The sequence below is a fragment of the Devosia sp. genome, from assembly GCF_048261455.1.
Lineage (GTDB): Bacteria > Pseudomonadota > Alphaproteobacteria > Rhizobiales > Devosiaceae > Devosia_A.
In genome coordinates this window covers 127,592-147,741 of the sequence record NZ_JBLXGA010000009.1, presented here as the reverse complement: position 1 = coordinate 147,741, position 20,150 = coordinate 127,592, and the positions used below count along the sequence as shown (strand labels likewise).

Genomic DNA, 20,150 nt, shown 5'->3' with positions numbered 1-20,150 from the left:
GCCCTTGAGCCCGGCCGCGTAGTAAAGCGCCACTTCATAGTCGCCGTCGGTTTCGAGCGACTGGTCGGTCGCCGCACAATTGGCGATGTCCAGCACCCGCTCGCCCAGCTTGTAGCCTGAGGTCGTACCGAACAGTTCGGTCTGCCCGATCTGTGGCGTCCACTCGCTCAAAAATCGCGTCTGCATTTCCAGCGGGTCCGCCCGCTCGTCGATCGCCAGGAGCCGCGTGCAGACATTCTTCACCGCCGCGGGAAGGTCCTTGATCCAGACCGATGTCGGCGTCGGGGGTAGGGCGACCCGAGCCAGATAGAGGTCGTCGGCAGTCTTCAACTGATAGGTATCTTCAGGCCCCATGCCGACCATGTAGAACATCACCTCGGGGTCGACATTCCACTTCACCAGTTCCTTGACCATCAGTGCCAGACTGTCGCGCGTCTGCCCCTGCGCCTGCATCGCGCCACGGGCTTCGAGCGCCGCCAGAAAGCTCTTTTCGTCGGCATAAGGGGCGTGGAAACCGACACTCGATCCCGGCTCCACCATCCGGTCGATATAGGTGCCGATCCCCGCCTGGCTCGACCAGGCTGAGCCACCGAGGAAGGCAAAGGCGCAGGCCGAATAGCAGAACGCCCCACGTTCGACGACGGTCGCGATGTGATTGGCGCGCAGGAAATCAGCGAGCTTCAGCCCCTCGTAATAGCTGCCGCCGGGACCATTCATCGTCAGCACCGCTGTCGGCATGCCCTCGGGCCCGCTGCACTCGGTGCGGCATTTGACGAAGCTTTCGAACATGCCGCTAAGCGTATCCAGATCTCCGTCCAGCGTATCGCCCTCATAATGCAGGTGCGGCACCGGATGCGCTTCGGAATAGCGCATGGAGATAATGGAAATGGTCGCCGCACTTACAGGAAGACTGACAAGGCCAAGCGCCAGCCCGGCAACAGCTGAAACGAACCGCTTCATGATGGTATTTCCCCCAGATTTCGAGAACATTACAAATCAGACGCGTGCCGGTAAACAGTCCTTGGGGCGCGGCCGGCGATTTCGGCTGCGCCTTTCTCGGAGCTATGGGCTTCATCCTGGGAGGAACGGCGCAAACAAAAAAGGGCCCCGACATCTGTCGGAGCCCGCTGTATTCGGGATCTGCTGTGACCCGTCAGGCGCCCATGGCCGCCTGCAGGTTCGCGTCGACGGCTTCGAGGAAGCCGATCGTCGTCAGCCACTTCTGGTCCGGGCCGACCAGCAGCGCGAGATCCTTGGTCATCTGGCCACCTTCGACGGTGGCGATGCAGACCTCTTCGAGCGTCGTCGCGAACTTGGCGAGTTCGGCATTGTCATCCAGCTTGGCGCGGTGCGCGAGGCCACGCGTCCACGCAAAGATCGAGGCGATCGAGTTGGTCGAGGTTTCCTTGCCCTGCTGATGCTGGCGATAGTGCCGGGTCACCGTGCCATGCGCGGCTTCGGCCTCGACGGTCTTGCCATCGGGCGTCATCAGCACCGAGGTCATCAGGCCCAGCGAACCAAAGCCCTGCGCCACGGTGTCGGACTGCACGTCGCCGTCGTAGTTCTTGCACGCCCACACATAGCCGCCCGACCACTTCATGGCCGAGGCCACCATGTCGTCGATCAGCCGATGCTCGTACCAGATCTTCTTGGCTTCGAACTGCTCCTTGAACTCGGCGTCGTAGATTTCCTGGAAGATGTCCTTGAAGCGCCCGTCATAGACCTTAAGAATGGTGTTCTTGGTGCTCAGGTAGCACGGCACGCCACGGCCCAGCGCGTAGTTCATCGAGGCGCGGGCGAAATCGGCGATCGAGTCGTCGAGGTTGTACATGCCCATGGCGACGCCGGCGGACGGCGCGTCGTAAACGTCGTGCTCGATGGTCGTGCCGTCCTCGCCAACGAACTTCATCGTCAGCTTGCCCTTGCCGGGGAACTTGAAGTCGGTGGCGCGGTACTGGTCACCAAAGGCGTGACGGCCGACGATGATCGGCTGCGTCCAGCCCGGCACCAGCCGCGGCACGTTCTGGCAGATGATCGGCTCACGGAAGATCACGCCACCTAGGATGTTGCGGATCGTGCCGTTGGGCGAGCGCCACATCTTCTTGAGGCCGAACTCGTCGACGCGGCCTTCGTCGGGCGTGATCGTTGCGCACTTGATGCCGACGCCATGCTTCTTGATGGCATTGGCGGCATCCACGGTCACCTGGTCGTCGGTGGCGTCGCGGTTCTGCACGCTCAGGTCGTAATATTCGATTTTCAGATCGAGATAGGGCAGGATCAGTTTGTCCTTGATCGCCTGCCAGATGATGCGGGTCATCTCGTCGCCATCGAGGTCGACAACAGGGTTCTGGACTACGATCTTGGGCATGCTTGGCTCCTCGGCAGCGACTGAAAGTTGTGATGGCTGGCCTAATAGCATGAATTGGCCCCCTGGGAAGCCGCCGCACCCGCTCGCTATGGGGGAGTTGTGCGTTCCACTCGGACGCGAGGGTCCTCAGTCCGCGCGGCGCATCTTGACTCCGTGCATATACACAGTACCTTTCGCGCATGGATGATTTCACCCGCTGCATGGTGTCGAACACGCGCATGGCCGCCCGGGCCATCACCCGGCGCTATGACGCCTATGCGCGCCCCTTCGGCATCACCGCGACCCAGTTCTCGCTGCTCGGCACGCTGGTGTCGGCGGGTTCGCAGTCGGTGAGTGAACTGGCCGAGCGGCACGGCTTTGAGCGGACGACGCTGACCCGTAATCTCGACCGGCTACAGAAACTGGGGCTGATCGAATCGCGCCCGGCCGCACAAGGCAATGGCAGGGTCTGCGCGCTGACCGAAAAGGGCGAGGGCCTCAAGGACGACCTGCTGCCCGTCTGGCGCAGGGCGCAGGCGGAGATCCGCGCCGAACTCGGCGGCGAAGGCTTCGAGCAAACCCTGACCACGCTGAGACGCCTCGCCAGCCTCTAACCCGCACCGACAATCGGCCCAGTTTCACCTGAACCGTGTATCTACACTTGAGGAGACGCCCATGACCGCCCCGAAATCTCTCTCCGAAGACCCCGTCGTCGTCACCGGCATGGGCGCCGTCAGTCCTCTGGGGACCGGCGTCGAGACCGTGTGGCGGCGTCTGCTGGAAGGGCGTAGCGGCATCGTGCCCAATACCCGCTTTGACGTCTCGGCCTTTGCCGCGCAGATCGCCGGGCTCGTGCCAACGAAGTCCGACGACCCCGAGGGGTTTGATCCGCTGGTCGCGATCGATCTCAAGGACATCAAGAAGATGGACCTCTTCATCCAGTATGGCATCGTCGCCGCCGAAGAGGCCCTGGCCCAGGCCGGCTGGCATCCCGAAACTCTGGAAGAGCAGGCGGCGACTGCCACCATCATTGGTACCGGCGTCGGCGGCTCGCCGGTCATGGCGACAACCGTCCAGACCATCATGGAAAAGGGCCCGCGCCGGCTGTCGCCCTTCACCGTGCCGGCCTTTCTGCCCAATCTCGCAGCCGGCTGGATTTCGATCCGCCACAAGCTGCGCGGCCCGATCGGCGCACCGGTCACCGCCTGTGCTGCATCGGCCCAGGCCATCGGCGACGGTTTGCGGCTCATTCTCACCGGCGAGGCGGATGTCGCCGTGGTGGGGGGTGCCGAAGGCTCGGTCGATCCGATCTCGGTCGGTGGCTTTGGTGCGGCGCGCGCCCTCGCCACCGCCTTCAACGAGACACCGGAGCAGGCGTCTCGCCCCTTCGATCGCCGGCGTGACGGCTTCGTTCTCGCCGAAGGCGCGGCGGTGCTCGTCATCGAGCGCCTGAGCCACGCCAAGGCCCGCGGCGCGACGCCGTTCGCGTATCTGTCTGGTTACGGGACGTCCGCCGACGCCTATCACCTGACCTCGGGCGATCCGGAGGGCACCGGCGCCCAGACCGCCATGCGCAGCGCGCTGCGCATGGCAGGCCTCGCTCCGGCCGACATCGGCTATATCAACGCCCACTCGACCTCGACCGGCGTCGGCGACGCGGCGGAACTCGCCGGCATTGCGGCCGTCTTCGCTGATCGGGGCAAGGACCTCGCCATTTCCTCGACCAAGTCGGCGACCGGCCATCTGATGGGCGCCGCCGGTGCCATCGAGGCGGTGTTCTCAATTTTGGCGCTGCGCGACGGCATCTTGCCCGCAACGCTCAATCTCGAGGATCCGGACGTCGGCACGCAGTTCAATCTCGTGCCGAAAACGCCGCAGAAGCAGCAGGTGCAGCACGTCCTCTCCAACTCATTCGGCTTTGGCGGCGTCAACGCCTCGCTGGTGGTGTCGGCGCTCTAGCCGCGCTGGCCTTTCGCTGCCGCCTTGGGTGGCTTTGCGGCCTTGGGCGGCAGCGACAACACGAAAGCTTCGGCGCGCGCGATCCAGGCCATCAGGGCTTCATCTGTTTCGATGCCCTCATCGCGCACCTCGACAAATCCCGACATCGGGCGCCCGGTAAACGTCATCGGTCCGGCGCCGGGCAGGGCGACGGCCTCCGCGTAACCCGCCTTGCCGACCCGGGCGAGCAACGCGCCATCCTTCATAGGCCCCACCAGCATGTTGCCATGCAGCATGAAGCAGACCCCGCCCATCATCCGCGTCTCGGTCAGGCCCGGGCGCGGCCCCAGCAGAATGCGGATGCGATCGGCCAGCGCTTCGGATTGCTCGGACATCAGAGTGTTTCTCCCCGATAGGTGTCATGGTGCGGCAGCGCAGCTTCGATCAGATCCCAGTCGTGGTGGCTACGCGCAAAGATCAGCTGATTGGGCACGAACCAGTCGCTGTCATGCCCGAACAGCCCGACTGGCAGCATCACCAGGGCCTCGGCACGGCTCGATGCGCCACAGATGGCCGTGCCGCACACCGGACAGAAGCGCTGTGTGAACGTCGCGCCCGAGGCGGCCGGCCGCGTAAAGGCCCGGGTGTCGCCGCTCACCGTCACGTCGTCGCGCTTGAACAGCGCGACCGTGGAATGGCCGGTGCCGGTGGCCCTCTGGCAATCGAGACATGCGCACAGGATCATGCTGCGCACCGGCCCATTCACCCGCACCTCGACACCGCCGCACACGCAGCTGCTCTCCGAGCGGACAATCGTTTTGCTTTTACCGTCCATATGCAACACTGCTCCGAGATCATCTCAGGCCGCAAGGCGGAAGGTCTTGTCCCGATGACGTCGCAACACGGCCCGCACCTGGCGCAGCCGCCCGAGTATCCGCTCGTCACCGATCGGCTGTTTCTGAGGCCCTTCACCCGGGGCGACGTCGATGCCGTCTTCGCCTATCGCCGGCTCGATACGGTGGCGCGCTATCTCTTCGACGGTCCGATGAGCTACGAGACCTGTACCGAGGTCGTGGTTCAACGCACTTGCCAGATCGATCTGGTGGAGGAGGGGGACCGGATCGTGCTCGCCATCGACCGGCAAAGCGACGGCCAGCTTATCGGCGAGGTTTCGCTGATCCTGCGTAACGCGCCCAGCCGTCAGGCCGAACTCGGCTACATCCTGCACCCCGATCACCACGGGCACGGTTATGCCACCGAGGCCGGCCGCGCGCTGATCGATCTCGCTTTTGCGCGCTATGGGCTGCATCGCGTTTATGCTTGCTGTGCCTCTGGTAACATCGGGTCCTATCGTGTGATGGACCGGCTTGGCATGCGCCGCGAAGCCCACCTGCGCGAAAACATCTTCGTAAAGGGCGCATGGGAGGAAGAGCTCGTCTACGCGGTGCTGGAACAGGAATGGTCGGCGCGTCAGCGCCACAATTCTGGCTGACCACTGGAACCACAGGGAAATTCGCGCGTTCACAGATCGTAGCTATAACCATATTTGATCTGGAGGGCCGTTTTCAGTGTCTTCGCAAACCATCAGCCTGTCGACCAATCGATTGCTCCTGCGGCCTGTTGCAACCGGCGACAGCGTGCTGCTCGATGCGGCCGGAACTTTGCCGGACGACCACTTCTCTGCCCTCCCGCCCGTCGACGACTTGATCCGGGAAAAGGGCCTTCGCAGCCCTGGCGATACCCTGTCGCTTGTGGTCGAAACTCTGGCGTCTCGCGAAGTCGTCGGTGTCGTTCGGCTGACCTGGTCCCAAGCGGAATCCGGGCTGGGACAACTCAGCTTCGTGTTTGACGCGGCGCATGCGCATCGTGGCTATTGCGTCGAAGCCATCCAGGCCCTCATGGACATGGCGTTCACACAACTGCCATTCGAGCGCCTGTCAGCAGATTGCGACAATAGAAACGGCGCCCGCGAAAAACCCCTGCAGCGGCTGGGCCTGAGCTATCGCATCGGGTCGGTTACACCCGATGGTAAGCGCACCTACGAGATCAGCCGGGACGAATGGGCGCGCTTTTATACCGGTAGCCAGCTCGTCGCCTGATTTTACGATCGGCCACCTCAGGGATTGATCTTGCCCGCCGATCCGCCCTATCTCGCCTCAAACCGAGACAGGGATCCCATGGCCGGAACCGACAAGACGCAGGACCTGACCTTCCGCCCGAGCCCGGCGGTCATTCTGTGCGAACCCCAGCTGGGCGAGAACATCGGCACCACGGCGCGCGCCATGGCCAATTTCGGTCTGTGGGATCTGCGTCTGGTCAAGCCGCGTGATGGCTGGCCCAATGAGCGTGCCGTTGCCGCAGCCTCCCGGGCAGACCATGTCATCGAGCGCGTCCGCGTGTTCGATACGGTCGAGGCGGCAGTTGCCGATCTCTCGCTGGTTCTCGCCACGACCGCCAGACGCCGTGATTTGCAGAAGCCTGTCCACGGACCGGAGGAAGCATCGCGGCGCGTCATCGCGCACATCGAGACCGGGGCAGGGGCCGGCATCCTGTTCGGGCGCGAACGCTGGGGGTTGATGAACGAGGAGGTCGCGCTCGCCGACGCGATCGTGACCCTGCCTGTCGAGGCGGCTTTCGCCTCGCTGAACATTGCCCAGGCCGTTCTGATCATGGCCTATGAATGGCGGCGCCAGTCCGATCTCGGCAACGAACTGCCGTTCTCGGGAGGCCTCGAGCCCGTCGCCCGGCGCGAAGAGCTGCTCGGCCTGTTTGACCATCTCGAGGAAACGCTCGATCGCACCGGCTTCTTCAAATCACCCGAGCGGCGCCCCTATGTCGTCAACAATCTGCGTGGCATCTTCACCCGCGCTGGCCTGTCGGATCAGGAGATCCGGACGCTGCGTGGCGTCATTTCCTCGATCGATCGCGTGCACGAACGGCCACGGGCCGACCGCGAGTCCGGTGAGTCGTGAGCCTGCTTTGCCGTAGCGTGCCTTATGTGCTAGGCTGAATGACGGCCTATTCCGGCCACCCAGCCCAATTTCCAAAAGGACACAGTGTGGATCGCATCAAGAGCATCGCTGTGCCGGCACGCAAGGGGACGACGAGAACGCGTCACTCCGCGCCCGCACCTATTCCAGGTAACGCGATCTCCGTGTCATCAGCCAAACCTCGTCGCGTGGCCGTCGCCACCCGCGCCGTACCCGTGCATCGCTATCACGTCGGCGAGACGCTGCACATGACGGCCGGTGGCCGTGACATCTCGCGCGCCGGTTCGGCCTGTCAGGTGACCGCGGTCCTGCCGCACGAAACCGGACCGCTGCTCTATCGCGTGCGTTCCGAGGCGGAATCCTATGAGCGCGTGGTCGTCGAAGCTGATTTGACCCCTGTCGAATAACTTCGCTTGTATCTCGCAAAGTATTAGCGTAAACAGTCCATACGTTTCGCTGCATCCTGCGCTGTCTGCTGAGGCCGATACCCGGCTTAAACTGGCTACCTCTTGATATTGTGGACGTTTTATCCGCGACCGGCATGTTGCCGTCGCGTAACGCGTGCTTGCGGAATAGATCCCGAGCGCAGCAATTGAAAGGGAGCCATCATGATCGAAGGCACCGTAAAATTCTTCAACAGCACCAAGGGCTTCGGCTTCATTCAGCCTGAGGACGGCTCCAAGGACGCTTTCGTCCATGTGACCGCTCTTGAGCGTGCCGGCATCTCCGGTCTCGCCGAAGGCCAGAAGGTCTCTTACGACCTGGAGCAGGGCCGTGACGGCAAGGTCTCCGCGACCAACGTCTCGCTGCTCTAAAACAGGTTTTGCCTGTGTACTCAGGCAGGATTTGACGGCAAGGGCCCCGCAAGGGGCCCTTTCTGTATTCGGCATTCGAATATTGGTTTTGACGCCGACAAAGCCGCATGTCATCAGCGACGTCAATGACCCAGCCCGCCCCTACGGCTGATCGCACCCGCCTGGCTTTCAGCTACCGCAATTTCCGCTTCTTCTGGTTCACCACCGCCTGTTCGAGCTTCGCGGCACAGATCATGTCGGTATCGGTGGGCTGGCAGGTCTATGACCTGACGCGCAATCCGCTGTTTCTTGGGTTGGTCGGGCTGGCGCAGTTCATGCCTGCGTTGCTGCTCGTGCTCGTCACCGGGCTGGCGGCCGATCGCTTCCGTCGCCGCCGCATCATGCAGTTGTGCCTCGTGGTCGAGCTTGGTTGCGCCACGGCGCTTCTGTTCTTTGCCACGATCTCCGGACAGCACGAAGTCTGGCCCATCTTCATCATCCTCGTGGTGCTCGGTACGGCGCGCGCCTTCCTGTCGCCGGCCGGTGCCTCCCTGGCGCCCAACCTCGTGCCGCCAGTAGCTCTTGCCAATGCCGTGTCGATGAACGCCACCGCCTGGCAATTGGCGGGCATCGTCGGCCCCATGGTTGGCGGATTGCTCTACGGCGTTCACCCCTATGTCGCCTATGGCGCCGCCGCCGTTCTGGTCTGCGCTGCACTGGTCTCCATCAGCATGGTATCTGGGCCCTCACAGCGGACATCCGAACAGCAGGCCAGCCTCGAAACCCTGTTGGCGGGCTTTCGCTACATCTTCCACGAAAAGGTGGTTCTCGGCGCCATCTCGCTCGATCTCTTCGCCGTGCTGATGGGCGGTGCCGTCGCGCTGATGCCGGTATTTGCCCGCGATATTCTTGAAACAGGGCCTTGGGGGCTGGGGCTGCTGCGGGCGGCGCCGGGGTTCGGGGCGATCTTTACGGCGCTGCTGCTCTCTCGCCTGCCGATCCGCGACCGCGCCGGCGTCACCCTGTTCATCTTCGTGGCCCTGTTTGGCCTGTTCACCTGCCTTTTCGGCCTCTCGACCTCGATCTGGTTTTCCGTCCCGCTCCTGGCGCTCGTCGGCGCCTGCGACATGGTTTCGGTATCGATCCGTGAAACCATCATGCAGCTGTGGACGCCCGACCATGTCCGTGGCCGCGTCAACGCCGTGAACTCGGTGTTCATCGGCGCCTCCAACGAGCTGGGTGAGTTCCGCGCTGGCCTCATGGCCTTCTTCATCGGCACCCAGGCGGCCGTGGCGCTGGGTGGCGCTGCAACCATGGGCGTCGCGGGAGCCTGGAGCGTCATGTTCCCAGGCCTTCGGCGGCAGCGCAGCCTCGACCGCGCGATGGTACAGAACCCCTGATGTGACAAAGCCGCCACCCCTAAGGGCGGCGGCCTCAAAACCTGCGTATCGTGGGGGTGACCGTTACATCGCCACGAACAGCGTTACCGCACTGGTGCTGGTCGCTGCACCAACCACGTCACCGAGGTCGGCACGCTCTGCACGCAGGGCGCGAAGGGCGCTCGTATTGGCCGCCAGGACCGTCTGGATGTCAGCCACTTCGCTACCGCCAGCGGAAACACAATTCGGCACTTCGACAACCACGAAGTTACGGGCGTTGACCAGAATGCCCATGTCGGCGCCGGCCTTCATCTGATCCGGCACGGCGCAATCGGCTGCCGCGACGCCACTGCCGCCGCTCCTGCCGAAGCCGTTGTTGAATTCGTTTTCGTCGACGACACCGTCGCCATTGGTGTCGAGCAGGCCGATGTCGAGATCGACGTCGAGTGCCGACTCGCCTTCCTCCAGCTCGCTCTGGGTCAGCACGCCGTCGCCATTGAGATCGATGGCAGCGCGAACGTCAGCGATGCTGGTGTTTCCGGAGCCAAGGTTGATATTCGTATCCAGCACGTTGCCATTGCTGTTGCTGGGGTTCAGTGCATCTGCGTCGGCATTGGCCTCGAGGCCGAGCACATTTGCATCCACGTCCAGAGTCTTGTCGCCAAGCGCATCTGCATCGACGCTGATGCCGCTGCTGCTGGACCCGCCGCCGCTGCTCGAGCCACCCGAGGAGCCGCCGCCGACATCGACGCTGAGAAGTTGCGCGCTGGCGGAAGGTGCCGCCAGAGCAATGGCAGTCGCGATAGCTATAATAGAAATCGTTTTCATGAGTCAGTCCTCATTTGCCGCATTGATGCAGATCCAATGTAAGGTCGCGGCCCAAGGTTCCGCGAAATCTGGCCGGTAGTTTCTGCAGCGGCGCGGTTTAGCCCGCTAAACTGCGCCAAGTACGCGTAGGAACGTAGAAAATCACAGAAATGTCACATTTTATTCGAATTGGAGACTTTCGAAGCTCTATCCGGCGGTTCGCCGGGAGCGGATTGCGAGCGGCCATCGCCATAACTGGGCTGACCCTCAGGCATCGCACAAAGCCGTGCTGCAACCTAAGCGCTGCACAACTGTTGCTATAAACCGACGGGCAACACGCGGAGCAAGTATGAGACGTCTAGCCATCATCGCAGGGACGCTGGCGACCATCGCAGCATCTTCAGCCGCGCAGGCTGACCATATGTCCAGGGCGTCCCATGCTTCTGATCGCGCGTCTCATCACGGGGGACATCAGCGTGGCACCTCCTTGGCGACCCCTGCTGCGAACAGGGGCCCCGCTGCAGACAGGACCCCCGCTGCAGACAGGACCCCTGCGGCGAACAGGCTCCCTGAGGCAAGCAAGCGGCCCCCTATAGGGAAGCGGTCCTCAGCGCATGCCGGACAACTCGTCGCCGGTGCTGGCGATGTCGCACCGTGCCTCACCAACCTTCAAGGTTGGCGGCCCGCCACACCAAGCGAGATCTCCACCATAGAAGAGGTGAAGACGATGACCATACCGGCCTGCAAGTCGGGTATCGGCCTCGACTGGTCCGGCCGTGCGGCCTTTGCCGGCAACGCGGTTCTCGCGCGAGTCGTCGAGGAAAAGGAACTGACACTGGAAGGGATCGTCGGGGTTGTGGTGAAGTCCGACGGTGAAGCGGCAATCGTGATACCGGACTAGTCCAGCGTTGCTCGGGCCAGTATCGGGCTTCAAATGTCTGCATGACTTGACAGCCAGGCCCATCCTCAGTACCTGTGCAATCCTAATTTGGAGCAGCACCCGTGCAGCACATTCTTCTGGTAGGTAGGCGCGTCAGGACCTTGGGGTAATTCCCCGAGCGAACTCTGGCGCGCGAACAGGTCCCGAAAGGGGCCTTTTTTATTGCCCGATTGCCGGAATGAGCCGGCAGAAGGGCAGGGCGGTCCACAACACCGCCCGGAGGAGGAACGGGGCCGATGGCCCCGCAGAATTCAAATGGGAGGTCGCGACGAACAGTCGAGACCGATAAAGACGGCGGCGGAAGCCGCGAGGAACAAGGACGACGACAAATGGCCGAGCAGATGACGGGCGCCGAAATGGTGATCCAGGCACTGAGCGACAACGGGGTTGAACATATCTTCGGCTACCCCGGCGGCGCGGCACTGCCGATCTATGATGCCCTTTTCCAGCAGGACAAGGTCGAGCACATCCTCGTGCGGCACGAGCAGGGCGCCGGCCATATGGCCGAAGGCTATGCCCGCTCGACCGGCAAGGTGGGTGTGGTCCTCGTCACCTCGGGTCCGGGCGCGACCAATGTCGTCACCCCGCTCACCGATGCGCTGATGGATTCCGTGCCGATCGTCGTCCTGTCGGCCCAGGTCGCAACGACGCTGATCGGCTCGGATGCCTTCCAGGAATGCGACACGGTCGGCATCACCCGTTCGTGCACCAAGCACAACTATCTGGTGAAATCGATCAAGGACCTGCCGCGCATCCTGCACGAGGCCTTCCATATTGCCAATTCGGGGCGGCCCGGTCCGGTTCTGGTCGACATTCCCAAGGACATCCAGTTCGCCTTGGGCACCTATCTCGGCCCGACCGAGGTTGGGGCGACGCGGCACCAGAGCTATCATCCGGCCACCAGCGGAGACTCCCGCGCCATCGAGGCGGCGGTCGACATGATGCTGCGCGCCGAACGTCCGATCTTTTACACCGGCGGTGGTGTCATCAATTCAGGGCCCGAAGCGAGCGAACGGCTGCGTGAGCTGGCCGAACTCACCGGCTTTCCGGTCACCTCCACCCTGATGGGGCTGGGCTCGTTCCCGGGCTCCAACAAGCAGTGGATGGGCATGCTGGGCATGCATGGCACCTACGAAGCCAATATGGCGATGCATGACTGCGACCTGATGATCAATATCGGCGCACGTTTCGACGACCGGATCACCGGCCGCATCGATTCCTTTTCGCCCAATTCCACCAAGGTTCACGTCGATATCGATCCGTCCTCGATCAACAAGAACGTCATGATCGACCTGCCGATCATCGGCGATTGCGGTCTGGTGCTCGATGAAATGGTGCGTCTGTGGCGGTCCAAGACCAACGAGCCGCGCACCGAGGCGATCGCGCCGTGGTGGAAGCAGATCGAGGGCTGGCGGGCCAAGAAGTCTTTGTCCTTCACCAATTCCGAAACGACGATCAAGCCGCAGCACGCCATTCAGCGCCTCTATGAAGCGACGAAGGATCGGGATGTCTACATCACCACCGAGGTCGGCCAGCACCAGATGTGGGCGGCCCAGCACTTCCACTTCGACAAGCCGAACCGCTGGATGACCTCGGGTGGCCTTGGGACCATGGGCTATGGCCTGCCGGCAGCCGTTGGCGTCCAGGTGGCGCATCGCGACGCGCTGGTGATCGATGTTGCGGGTGAAGCCAGCGTGCAGATGACCATGCAGGAGTTCTCGACGGCCGTTCAGTACCGGCTGCCGATTAAGGTCTTCATCCTCAACAATGAGCGCATGGGCATGGTCCGCCAGTGGCAGGACCTGCTGCATGGCAGTCGCTATGCGCACAGCTATTCGGAGTCTCTGCCCGATTTCGTCAAGCTGGCCGAAGCGCTGGGCGGCAAGGGAATCGCTGTCGACGATCCGGCCAAGCTCGACGATGCGATCGCCGAAATGCTGGCCTTCGACGGTCCGGTGCTGTGCGACGTCTTGGTCGAACGCCACGAGAACTGCCTGCCGATGATCCCGTCGGGCAAGGCGCACAACGAGATGATCCTGCCCGATTTCGTCGAGGACATCGGCGAGATCATCGACGCCAAGGGGCGGCAGTTGGTCTGACGACCGGCTGCCAGCCGTCATCGTGCAGCGAGCGCACCAAGACGGCCTTCGGAGGACACCGAGCAATCGGAAAAATCTCATCCTGAGCGTGTCGATGGACGAGGTTCGGGCGCCAGTCGCCCAGAGGAACAAGAGCAATGAACGCACATCTACTCCCCACGGGTTCGCCCTATTTCACCGCGCCGGAAACCGAGGCGCCCGAGCGCCACACGCTATCGGTGCTCGTCGACAACGAGCCGGGCATTCTGGCCCGGGTGGTCGGCCTGTTCTCGGCCCGCGGCTACAATATCGACAGCCTCACAGTCAGTGAGACCGAGCACGAGAAAAACCTTAGCCGCATCACCGTCGTCACCGTCGCGACCCCCAAGGTGCTGACCCAGATCAAGCTGCAGCTGGATCGGCTGGTGCCGGTGCATCGGGTCCATGACCTGACTGCCGAGGGCAAGTCGCTCGAGCGCGAGTTGGCGCTGGTCAAGGTGGCGGGCGAGGGCGACAAGCGCGCCGAGACGCTGCGCCTTGCCGATGCTTTCCGCGCTCAGGTGGTGGATGCCACGACCGACAGTTTCGTGTTCGAGGTGACGGGCAAATCCGACAAGATCGACAGCTTCATCGCCTTGATGATGCCGCTCGGACTTGTCGAGGTTGTGCGCACCGGCCTTGCAGCGATCTCGCGCGGTCCCGAAGGCATGTAGCCTGCACTGAGGGCAGGCGGCTATGGCGCCGATCTGCGCCGGCTTGCAGCGACGCGGGTGCAGCTGCCATCCTTGGCGAGCGTCGGCGGTGGCTGACCCTCGCCGCCCGAGCCGGTGGCGGCGGCGCTGATGGACCTCATCACAAGGATCGATTGGCTCGCCGCGGTCCTATGGGCTATTCAACCCGCGAAGACTCCGGGGCCGCCATGACTCATCTCTCCGTCAACCTCAATGCCATCGCCATGCTGCGCAACCGCCGCGACGTGCCCTGGCCGTCCGTTACCGGCATGGGCCGCATTGCTCTCGAAGCTGGCGCTCACGGTCTCACCGTCCACCCGCGACCGGACGAGCGCCATATTCGCCGCACCGACGTAGCTGAGCTGGCCGAATTGCTGCAGGACTTCCCCGGTCGCGAGTTCAACATCGAGGGCTACCCCTCCGGGGACTTTCTCGACCTTGTCGCCAGGACCCGGCCCGACCAGGTGACCTTCGTGCCCGATGATCCGTCGCAGTCGACGTCGGACCACGGTTGGCCGATCGCAGAGAGCCGCGCCATTCTCGAGCCGGCGATCGGGCGCATGCGTGAGCTCGGCATTCGCGTGTCTTTGTTCGTTGATGCCGACCCGAGCGCACCCGCGGAAGCGGCCATGCTGGGGGCGGACCGAATCGAGCTCTATACCGGCCCCTTTGGCGCGGCGAGCGACCCCGAAATAATCACCAGTGAACTCGCGGCGCTGAAATCCACAGCCGATTCGGCGCGCCTCGCGGGTCGAAACAGCCATCCAGGGGTGCCAGGACTAGGCGTGAACGCCGGTCATGACCTGAATCTGGTCAGTCTTCCACTGCTTCGTGAAGCCATCCCGGATCTGGCAGAAGTGTCGATCGGCCATGCACTTACGGCCGACTCACTGATCTACGGAATGGCCGAATCTGTGCGGCGCTACCGCGCTGCCTGTGGCTAATGCGTAAACAGGGATATTCAAGCCAAGCGACAATACCGATAAACTTTCCCGAGTCGCTTTCACCCGCTCCAAACGCGCGGCGGTGAATGTTCGCCACGCATTCGGGAGCACAATAATGAATTATTCAGCAGCTATTATTCACGAACTGGCCGTCAGCGATCCGATCAACGACGCGCTGCTTATTTATACAGATTACGGTAAGTCCAAATTTCCCAGGGCCCGCACGGCCCAACTCGTTGCCCGCTTCGGCGAATCCGAAGGGCACGCCCTGCGTCAGCGCATCATCGCGCTGCTCTCGGAACTCCAGCAGCCCTGTGCCATGCCGGAAGGCCGTAGCCGCAAGAGCGTTACCGAACGCGCGCTCGAGCAGTTGCGCCCCAGCCATCCCGAACTCAATGAGACAGGTTTGAAGGCGCTGGCTTGGACCTACGCCTTCGGACTGCGCTGATCGCTCCAATCATCGTTCGTCTTTTGTGAACACTGCGGCGCGTCGACGCGACCATTGGCATTGCAACAATGGCGTCGACGCCGCCACCATGGCCGCAAACGCCGTTGCGCGCGGTTTCTAACAGGGGCCTGCCCCAGTTACATGCATGTTAGCGAGGCGTATCGCTGTGCGTCCCGCTCAGCGCCGTGCCCGCTTGTGCGAATGGCGGACGGACACATATCTGCCCTCAGTTACATTTTGTTACTGGAGCGCAAAAAATGTCCAAAGCCAAAATCGGTGTCATCATCAGCTCGACCCGTCCCACCCGTTTCGGCGACAAGCCGGCCAAGTGGATCGCTGACCACGCCGCAGCCCGTGGCGATCTCGATGTCGAAATCGTCGACCTTGCCGATTACCCGCTGCCGCTGTTCGACGCCCCGGCGTCCGACGCCTGGATGCCGACGCCCAACGAGACGGCCGCCAAGTTTCAGGAAAAGCTGAACGAGTTTGACGGCTACATCATCGTCACCGCCGAGTACAATCGCTCGATCACCGGCGCCCTGAAGAACGCCATCGACTGGGCCTACACCCCCTTCGTCAAGAAGGCTGTTGCCTTCGTCGGTTACGGTTCGGTCGGCGGCGCGCGTGCCATTGAGCATCTGCGCAACATCATGGTCGAACTGCAGGCCGTGCCGGTCCGTCATGCCGTCCACATCGGCGGTTCGGACTTCGTGCCGATCATGATGGGCCAGAAGACCTGGGAAGAAACCGCGCCGAATTTCGACGCCTTTGTGCCCGAAATGCTGGAAAACCTCGTGTGGTGGACCAATGCCACCCGCAATGCCCGCGCAGCAGACGAGGCCGCCGACCAGGCCGCCTGATCCCGTTCTCGGGGTCCTTCATCTCTTTCCGATCCCGAGCGGGGCGGTGCGATTTATTCGCGCCGCCCCGTCCTTTTTGTGCCACTGATGCGTTACTTCGACGGCGCCAAAGTGCCGAAAAGACCAATTTGGGCGTTGAGTGCGGGGGTGACCGGGTGTAACACCCGCCCACCCTTCAACTGGGTGAGCCAAAGGCATATGACGCAGACTACTTCGTCCGCCGTACCTGACGAGACCGACCACGCCGGCCACGTCAGGAGCAAGCTTCCTCTCATGATCCTGGGGGCGCTCGGCGTCGTTTACGGCGATATCGGCACCAGCCCGCTGTATGCGTTCCGTGAGGCACTGCATGCCTCCGGCGCTGTTCCGGGCACAGGTCAGGTCGTCGGGCTGCTGTCGCTCATCGTGTGGGCGCTGACGATTGTCGTCACCATCAAATACGTTACCTTCGTGCTGCGCGCCGACAACAAGGGCGAGGGCGGCACGCTGTCGCTGATGACGCTGGCGACCAACGCCTTCATCAAGCGACCGGCCTGGATCATCGGTCTCGGCATCGTTGGCGGATCCTTGTTTCTCGGCGACGCCATAATCACTCCGGCCATTTCCGTGCTGTCGGCCGTCGAGGGTCTCGAAACCGTCGAGCCGCGGCTGGCGCCCTATGTGGTGCCGATGACCGTGGTCATTCTCGTCATCCTGTTCATGGTACAGCGCTTCGGCACCCAGCGCGTGTCGACGGTCTTCGGGCCGGTGATGGCGGCCTGGTTCATCATTCTCGGCGTCACAGGCATCATTCACATCGCCGATGCACCAGAGGTGCTGGTGGCGCTGAACCCGTTTTATGGCGTGCAGTTCCTCTATCTGCACCCGCACCTCGCCGTCGTAGTGCTCGGCGCCGTCTTCCTGGCCGTGACCGGCGCGGAGGCGCTCTATGTCGACCTCGGCCATTTCGGCCGCCGGCCCATCGTCGTTGCCTGGATCATTCTGGTCTTTCCCGCGCTGCTGCTGAACTATTTCGGGCAGGGCGCCTTTGTGCTCTCGCACCCCGCCGGCGGCGTCGACAGCCCGTTCTTCGAAATGCAGCCCGACTGGGCACGCCTGCCGATGGTCGGCCTGGCGACCGTCGCCACCGTCATCGCCAGCCAGGCGGTTATCACCGGCGCCTATTCGCTGGTCCGTCAGGCCATGCACTTGAACCTACTGCCGCGCCTCGACGTGCGTCACACCTCGGAGGAAGTCGCTGGCCAGATCTTCATGCCGCAGGTCAACGGCTTCCTGCTGATCGCCGTTGTGCTGCTGGTGATCGGCTTCCAGAGCTCCAGTGCCCTGTCGGCGGCCTATGGCATCGCCGTGACCGGTGAGATGCTGGTGACCGCAGTACTGCTGTTCATCGTCATGTGGCGGCTGTGGAAGTGGCAGCTTGCCGTCGCGCTGGCCGTCATCGTGCCGCTGACGATTATCGACATCGGATTCTTCGCCGCCAATATCGCCAAGTTCGGCCAAGGCGGCTGGGTCCCGGCCATCGTCGCCATCATCATCGCTTCGCTGATGACCATCTGGATCATGGGGCGCCGGCAACTGGCGGAAAAAACCCGTCGCGACGAGGTGCCGCTCGAGTTCCTCGTCGATAACCTGTCGAAGAAAAAGCCCACCACGGTGCCCGGCACGGCGGTGTTTCTTACCTCCGATATCGAGGGCGCACCGACGGCGCTGCTGCATAGCCTCAAGCACTACAAGGTGCTGCACGAGCACAATGTCATCCTCACCGTGCAGACCTCGGACCGTCCGCGCGTTGCCGATGAGGAAAAGATCCGGATCGATGCCTACAACGACCTGTTCTACCGGGTGGTCGTGACCTTCGGCTACATCGAGACACCGAATATCCCGAAGGCCCTGGCGCTGGCGCGAAAACTCGGCTGGAAGTTCGACATCATGTCGACCTCCTTCTTCTTGAGCCGGCGCTCGCTGAAACCCTCGCCGAAGGGCGGTTTGCCGATCTTCATCGATCGTATTTTCATCGCGTTGTCGCGCAACTCGACCGATGCGACCGAATACTTTCACATCCCGACCGGCCGCGTTGTTGAAATTGGTACACAGGTAATGATTTAGTCTGCCCGCCGAGGGGAGACCTGGTCTGACCATACCGATTGTCGCGCCGCCGTCCGACAAGCACCGCCTGGCCGGTGCCCAATGAGCCGCCCGCATGTCCTGATCGTCGGGGCAGGCGGGGTGTTCGGTGCGCGCCTTGCCCGGATGCTGGCGCGGCGCCATGCCTTCCGCATCACCCTGGCGGGTCGGACGGAGTCCCACATCGTGCCATTGCAGCGCGAACTGGCGGCGATCGACGGGCAGGGGGAATATGGCTTCGTCACCCTTGATCGCGAAACCATCGGCGTCGAGCGGTTGCGCGAGATCGCCTGCCAGGTCGTGGTCGATTGTTCCGGCCCGTTCCAGACGAGCGGCACCAAGCTGATCACCGCAGCCATTGGTGCGCGCTGCCACTATCTCGATCTCGCCGATGCGCGCAGCTTTGTTGCCGCAATCGGCAATTTCGACAGCGCCGCCCGGGCCGTCGGCATCGCCGTGATTTCCGGCGCCAGCACCACACCGGGCCTCACGCACGCTGTCATCGATCACTACGCCGGCAAGTGGCGCGATATCGACAGCATCGACGTCGCCATTGTCCCGGGCAATCGCACGCCCAAGGGGCGCGCCGTGATCGCCTCCATTCTCTCCTGGGTCGGTCAGCCGGTGCGGGTGTTCCGCGAGGCCCGCTGGCAGGAGGCTGCAGGCTGGAGTGGCGGGCGCCACATCCGGCTCGAGGGGCTGAAGCGACGCCAGGCTTTTCTCGCCGAGCTGCCCGATCTGGATCTGCTGCCGCGCCGCTACAGCCCACGAGTGCGAGCCGAGTTCGCCGCCGGCATGGAACTGGGGATTCTCAACCGCATGCTCCAGGTCGCGAGCTGGGTGACTCGCCTTGGCCTCGTATCGGACGCCAGCCTGTTCACGGCGCCGGGCACCATGGTGGCCCAGGCGCTCGATCGCTTCGGGACCGATGAAGGCGGCATGCAGATCGAAGTCGCCGGCCGCGATGCGCGCGGCGACAGCCGGGTGATGCGCTGGTCGCTGGTCGCGAAGAGCGGCGACGGGCCTTACGTTCCGGTCGTTGTTGCCGCGGCGCTGGTCGCCGGGCTCGTCGCCGGCCACGGGCCGTTGCCCGGGGCGCGCTCGGCGGCGGGGCTGGTTTCTCTCGAGCAGATCAAGCCATGGCTCGACCCGTTGCAGGTCGAAACCAACCATCTGAGCTATCGCGGCGAAAAGCCCCTGTTCGCTCGTGTCATCGGCGCGGATTTCGAGCACCTGCCCGAGGTCACGCGCCGCCTGCACCGCGGGCGGCCGGCTGTCATCGGCGATGGCGAGGCGCTGGTGATCCCGGCGCGCGGCGCCTTGGCGCGCCGTCTTTCCCGCGCCTTCGGCCTGCCGACAGAGCCCGGTGAGCAGCCGCTGCGCGTCGTGATCGAATCGCGCGCGGGCGAGGAGCACTGGACCCGCTTCTTCGGCACCCAGGCGATGCGCTCGGTCATGCGCCAGCCGGGCAGCCGAAAAGCCAGGAAAGGATCAGGCGATCCGCCGTCAGGTCACGCGCCGGACACGCTGATCGAGGAACGCTTCGGTCCCATGCGGGCCACCATGCGCCTCACGCCACGCGGCGATGGGCTCGACATGCATCTGGTCTCGGCCCGCTTCGGCTGGGTGCCGCTGTTCGGGCCGCTTAAGCCCGTCATCAAGGCCGAGGAGCGGGTGGATGCCGATGGCAATCACCGCTTCGATGTCGATATCGGCCTGCCGTTGATCGGCAGGCTCGTCGCCTATCGCGGCTACCTGAAGATCTGAGCA

General features: G+C 63.3%; 20 protein-coding genes and 1 pseudogene. 16 read left to right on the top strand and 5 right to left on the bottom strand.

Features of this window, described 5'->3' with window-relative positions:
- Together ACN0TK_RS11665 and ACN0TK_RS11660 are read right to left on the bottom strand one after the other, a co-directional pair.
- Positions 1-960 (bottom strand): annotated as a pseudogene (locus ACN0TK_RS11665) (hypothetical protein); the annotation flags it as partial.
- Between the two features lie 193 nt (positions 961-1,153).
- Positions 1,154-2,368 (bottom strand): NADP-dependent isocitrate dehydrogenase, encoded by a 1,215-nt coding sequence (locus ACN0TK_RS11660; RefSeq protein ID WP_417309665.1) that lies wholly within the window; start codon positions 2,366-2,368, stop codon positions 1,154-1,156.
- Positions 2,369-2,547: 179 nt separating this feature from the next.
- Here ACN0TK_RS11660 and ACN0TK_RS11655 point away from each other — a divergent pair, with 179 nt between their 5' ends.
- Together ACN0TK_RS11655 and fabF are read left to right on the top strand one after the other, a co-directional pair.
- Positions 2,548-2,961, top strand: a complete 414-nt coding sequence (locus ACN0TK_RS11655; RefSeq protein WP_417309664.1) for a MarR family winged helix-turn-helix transcriptional regulator — start codon at positions 2,548-2,550, stop codon at positions 2,959-2,961.
- Positions 2,962-3,022: 61 nt separating this feature from the next.
- Positions 3,023-4,306, top strand: a complete 1,284-nt coding sequence (gene fabF / locus ACN0TK_RS11650) for a beta-ketoacyl-ACP synthase II (RefSeq protein WP_417309663.1) — start codon at positions 3,023-3,025, stop codon at positions 4,304-4,306.
- Here fabF and ACN0TK_RS11645 read toward each other — a convergent pair.
- Positions 4,303-4,680 (bottom strand): TfoX/Sxy family protein, encoded by a 378-nt coding sequence (locus tag ACN0TK_RS11645; protein WP_417309662.1) that lies wholly within the window; start codon positions 4,678-4,680, stop codon positions 4,303-4,305. The genes fabF and ACN0TK_RS11645 overlap by 4 nt on opposite strands.
- Positions 4,680-5,120, bottom strand: a complete 441-nt coding sequence (locus ACN0TK_RS11640) for a GFA family protein (RefSeq protein ID WP_417309661.1) — start codon at positions 5,118-5,120, stop codon at positions 4,680-4,682. Before ACN0TK_RS11640 ends, ACN0TK_RS11645 begins: the two co-directional genes overlap by 1 nt.
- A gap of 54 nt (positions 5,121-5,174) precedes the next feature.
- On the opposite strand from ACN0TK_RS11640, the gene ACN0TK_RS11635 reads away from it, so the two are divergent.
- The 6 genes from ACN0TK_RS11635 (at position 5,175) to ACN0TK_RS11610 (ending at position 9,469) form a co-directional block, all read left to right on the top strand.
- Positions 5,175-5,777 (top strand): GNAT family N-acetyltransferase, encoded by a 603-nt coding sequence (locus ACN0TK_RS11635; protein WP_417309660.1) that lies wholly within the window; start codon positions 5,175-5,177, stop codon positions 5,775-5,777.
- Positions 5,778-5,853: 76 nt separating this feature from the next.
- Positions 5,854-6,384 (top strand): GNAT family N-acetyltransferase, encoded by a 531-nt coding sequence (locus ACN0TK_RS11630; RefSeq protein WP_417309659.1) that lies wholly within the window; start codon positions 5,854-5,856, stop codon positions 6,382-6,384.
- Positions 6,385-6,462: 78 nt separating this feature from the next.
- On the top strand, positions 6,463-7,257 hold the full coding sequence (locus tag ACN0TK_RS11625) for an RNA methyltransferase (protein WP_417309658.1): 795 nt from the start codon (positions 6,463-6,465) through the stop codon (positions 7,255-7,257).
- A gap of 206 nt (positions 7,258-7,463) precedes the next feature.
- Entirely contained in the window at positions 7,464-7,682 is a 219-nt protein-coding gene (locus tag ACN0TK_RS11620; protein WP_417309657.1) for a hypothetical protein, read from the top strand.
- Positions 7,683-7,883: 201 nt separating this feature from the next.
- Complete coding sequence (locus ACN0TK_RS11615; protein ID WP_417309656.1) at positions 7,884-8,090, top strand: cold-shock protein; 207 nt, start codon at positions 7,884-7,886, stop codon at positions 8,088-8,090.
- A gap of 125 nt (positions 8,091-8,215) precedes the next feature.
- Positions 8,216-9,469 carry an MFS transporter gene (locus ACN0TK_RS11610; protein WP_417309655.1) on the top strand — a complete coding sequence of 418 codons (1,254 nt, stop codon included), beginning with the start codon at positions 8,216-8,218 and terminating at the stop codon, positions 9,467-9,469.
- Between the two features lie 63 nt (positions 9,470-9,532).
- Here ACN0TK_RS11610 and ACN0TK_RS11605 read toward each other — a convergent pair whose 3' ends face one another.
- Complete coding sequence (locus tag ACN0TK_RS11605; protein WP_417309654.1) at positions 9,533-10,276, bottom strand: hypothetical protein; 744 nt, start codon at positions 10,274-10,276, stop codon at positions 9,533-9,535.
- Positions 10,277-10,982: 706 nt separating this feature from the next.
- On the opposite strand from ACN0TK_RS11605, the gene ACN0TK_RS11600 reads away from it, so the two are divergent.
- The 8 genes from ACN0TK_RS11600 to ACN0TK_RS11565 all read left to right on the top strand — a co-directional run bounded on the left by ACN0TK_RS11600 (position 10,983) and on the right by ACN0TK_RS11565 (position 20,147).
- Entirely contained in the window at positions 10,983-11,156 is a 174-nt protein-coding gene (locus ACN0TK_RS11600; RefSeq protein WP_417309653.1) for a hypothetical protein, read from the top strand.
- Positions 11,157-11,524: 368 nt separating this feature from the next.
- Complete coding sequence (locus ACN0TK_RS11595; protein ID WP_417309652.1) at positions 11,525-13,294, top strand: acetolactate synthase 3 large subunit; 1,770 nt, start codon at positions 11,525-11,527, stop codon at positions 13,292-13,294.
- Positions 13,295-13,431: 137 nt separating this feature from the next.
- The gene (ilvN, locus tag ACN0TK_RS11590; RefSeq protein WP_417309651.1) at positions 13,432-13,986 is read left to right on the top strand and encodes an acetolactate synthase small subunit; all 555 of its coding nucleotides are present in this window, start codon (positions 13,432-13,434) and stop codon (positions 13,984-13,986) included.
- A 206-nt stretch (positions 13,987-14,192) separates the two neighbouring features.
- On the top strand, positions 14,193-14,948 hold the full coding sequence (locus ACN0TK_RS11585; protein ID WP_417309650.1) for a pyridoxine 5'-phosphate synthase: 756 nt from the start codon (positions 14,193-14,195) through the stop codon (positions 14,946-14,948).
- A gap of 115 nt (positions 14,949-15,063) precedes the next feature.
- Entirely contained in the window at positions 15,064-15,396 is a 333-nt protein-coding gene (locus ACN0TK_RS11580) for a hypothetical protein (RefSeq protein WP_417309649.1), read from the top strand.
- Between the two features lie 257 nt (positions 15,397-15,653).
- Positions 15,654-16,256 (top strand): NADPH-dependent FMN reductase, encoded by a 603-nt coding sequence (locus ACN0TK_RS11575; protein ID WP_417309648.1) that lies wholly within the window; start codon positions 15,654-15,656, stop codon positions 16,254-16,256.
- 198 nt (positions 16,257-16,454) lie between these two features.
- Complete coding sequence (locus ACN0TK_RS11570) at positions 16,455-18,362, top strand: potassium transporter Kup (RefSeq protein ID WP_417309647.1); 1,908 nt, start codon at positions 16,455-16,457, stop codon at positions 18,360-18,362.
- Positions 18,363-18,443: 81 nt separating this feature from the next.
- Entirely contained in the window at positions 18,444-20,147 is a 1,704-nt protein-coding gene (locus ACN0TK_RS11565; protein ID WP_417309646.1) for a DUF4166 domain-containing protein, read from the top strand.
- Positions 20,148-20,150: the final 3 nt, after the last annotated feature.

What these genes read in the sequence shown, in the direction of transcription:
- ACN0TK_RS11575 (WP_417309648.1), top strand. Translation starts at nt 15,654, where the DNA reads ATGTCCAAAGCCAAAATCGGTGTCATCATCAGCTCGACCCGTCCCACC.
- ACN0TK_RS11640 (WP_417309661.1), bottom strand. Translation starts at nt 5,120, where the DNA reads ATGGACGGTAAAAGCAAAACGATTGTCCGCTCGGAGAGCAGCTGCGTG.
- ACN0TK_RS11600 (WP_417309653.1), top strand. Translation starts at nt 10,983, where the DNA reads ATGACCATACCGGCCTGCAAGTCGGGTATCGGCCTCGACTGGTCCGGC.
- ACN0TK_RS11635 (WP_417309660.1), top strand. Translation starts at nt 5,175, where the DNA reads ATGACGTCGCAACACGGCCCGCACCTGGCGCAGCCGCCCGAGTATCCG.
- ACN0TK_RS11605 (WP_417309654.1), bottom strand. Translation starts at nt 10,276, where the DNA reads ATGAAAACGATTTCTATTATAGCTATCGCGACTGCCATTGCTCTGGCG.
- ACN0TK_RS11595 (WP_417309652.1), top strand. Translation starts at nt 11,525, where the DNA reads ATGGCCGAGCAGATGACGGGCGCCGAAATGGTGATCCAGGCACTGAGC.
- fabF (WP_417309663.1), top strand. Translation starts at nt 3,023, where the DNA reads ATGACCGCCCCGAAATCTCTCTCCGAAGACCCCGTCGTCGTCACCGGC.
- ACN0TK_RS11645 (WP_417309662.1), bottom strand. Translation starts at nt 4,680, where the DNA reads ATGTCCGAGCAATCCGAAGCGCTGGCCGATCGCATCCGCATTCTGCTG.
- ACN0TK_RS11615 (WP_417309656.1), top strand. Translation starts at nt 7,884, where the DNA reads ATGATCGAAGGCACCGTAAAATTCTTCAACAGCACCAAGGGCTTCGGC.
- ACN0TK_RS11655 (WP_417309664.1), top strand. Translation starts at nt 2,548, where the DNA reads ATGGATGATTTCACCCGCTGCATGGTGTCGAACACGCGCATGGCCGCC.
- ACN0TK_RS11610 (WP_417309655.1), top strand. Translation starts at nt 8,216, where the DNA reads ATGACCCAGCCCGCCCCTACGGCTGATCGCACCCGCCTGGCTTTCAGC.
- ACN0TK_RS11660 (WP_417309665.1), bottom strand. Translation starts at nt 2,368, where the DNA reads ATGCCCAAGATCGTAGTCCAGAACCCTGTTGTCGACCTCGATGGCGAC.
- ilvN (WP_417309651.1), top strand. Translation starts at nt 13,432, where the DNA reads ATGAACGCACATCTACTCCCCACGGGTTCGCCCTATTTCACCGCGCCG.
- ACN0TK_RS11585 (WP_417309650.1), top strand. Translation starts at nt 14,193, where the DNA reads ATGACTCATCTCTCCGTCAACCTCAATGCCATCGCCATGCTGCGCAAC.
- ACN0TK_RS11580 (WP_417309649.1), top strand. Translation starts at nt 15,064, where the DNA reads ATGAATTATTCAGCAGCTATTATTCACGAACTGGCCGTCAGCGATCCG.
- ACN0TK_RS11565 (WP_417309646.1), top strand. Translation starts at nt 18,444, where the DNA reads ATGAGCCGCCCGCATGTCCTGATCGTCGGGGCAGGCGGGGTGTTCGGT.
- ACN0TK_RS11570 (WP_417309647.1), top strand. Translation starts at nt 16,455, where the DNA reads ATGACGCAGACTACTTCGTCCGCCGTACCTGACGAGACCGACCACGCC.
- ACN0TK_RS11625 (WP_417309658.1), top strand. Translation starts at nt 6,463, where the DNA reads ATGGCCGGAACCGACAAGACGCAGGACCTGACCTTCCGCCCGAGCCCG.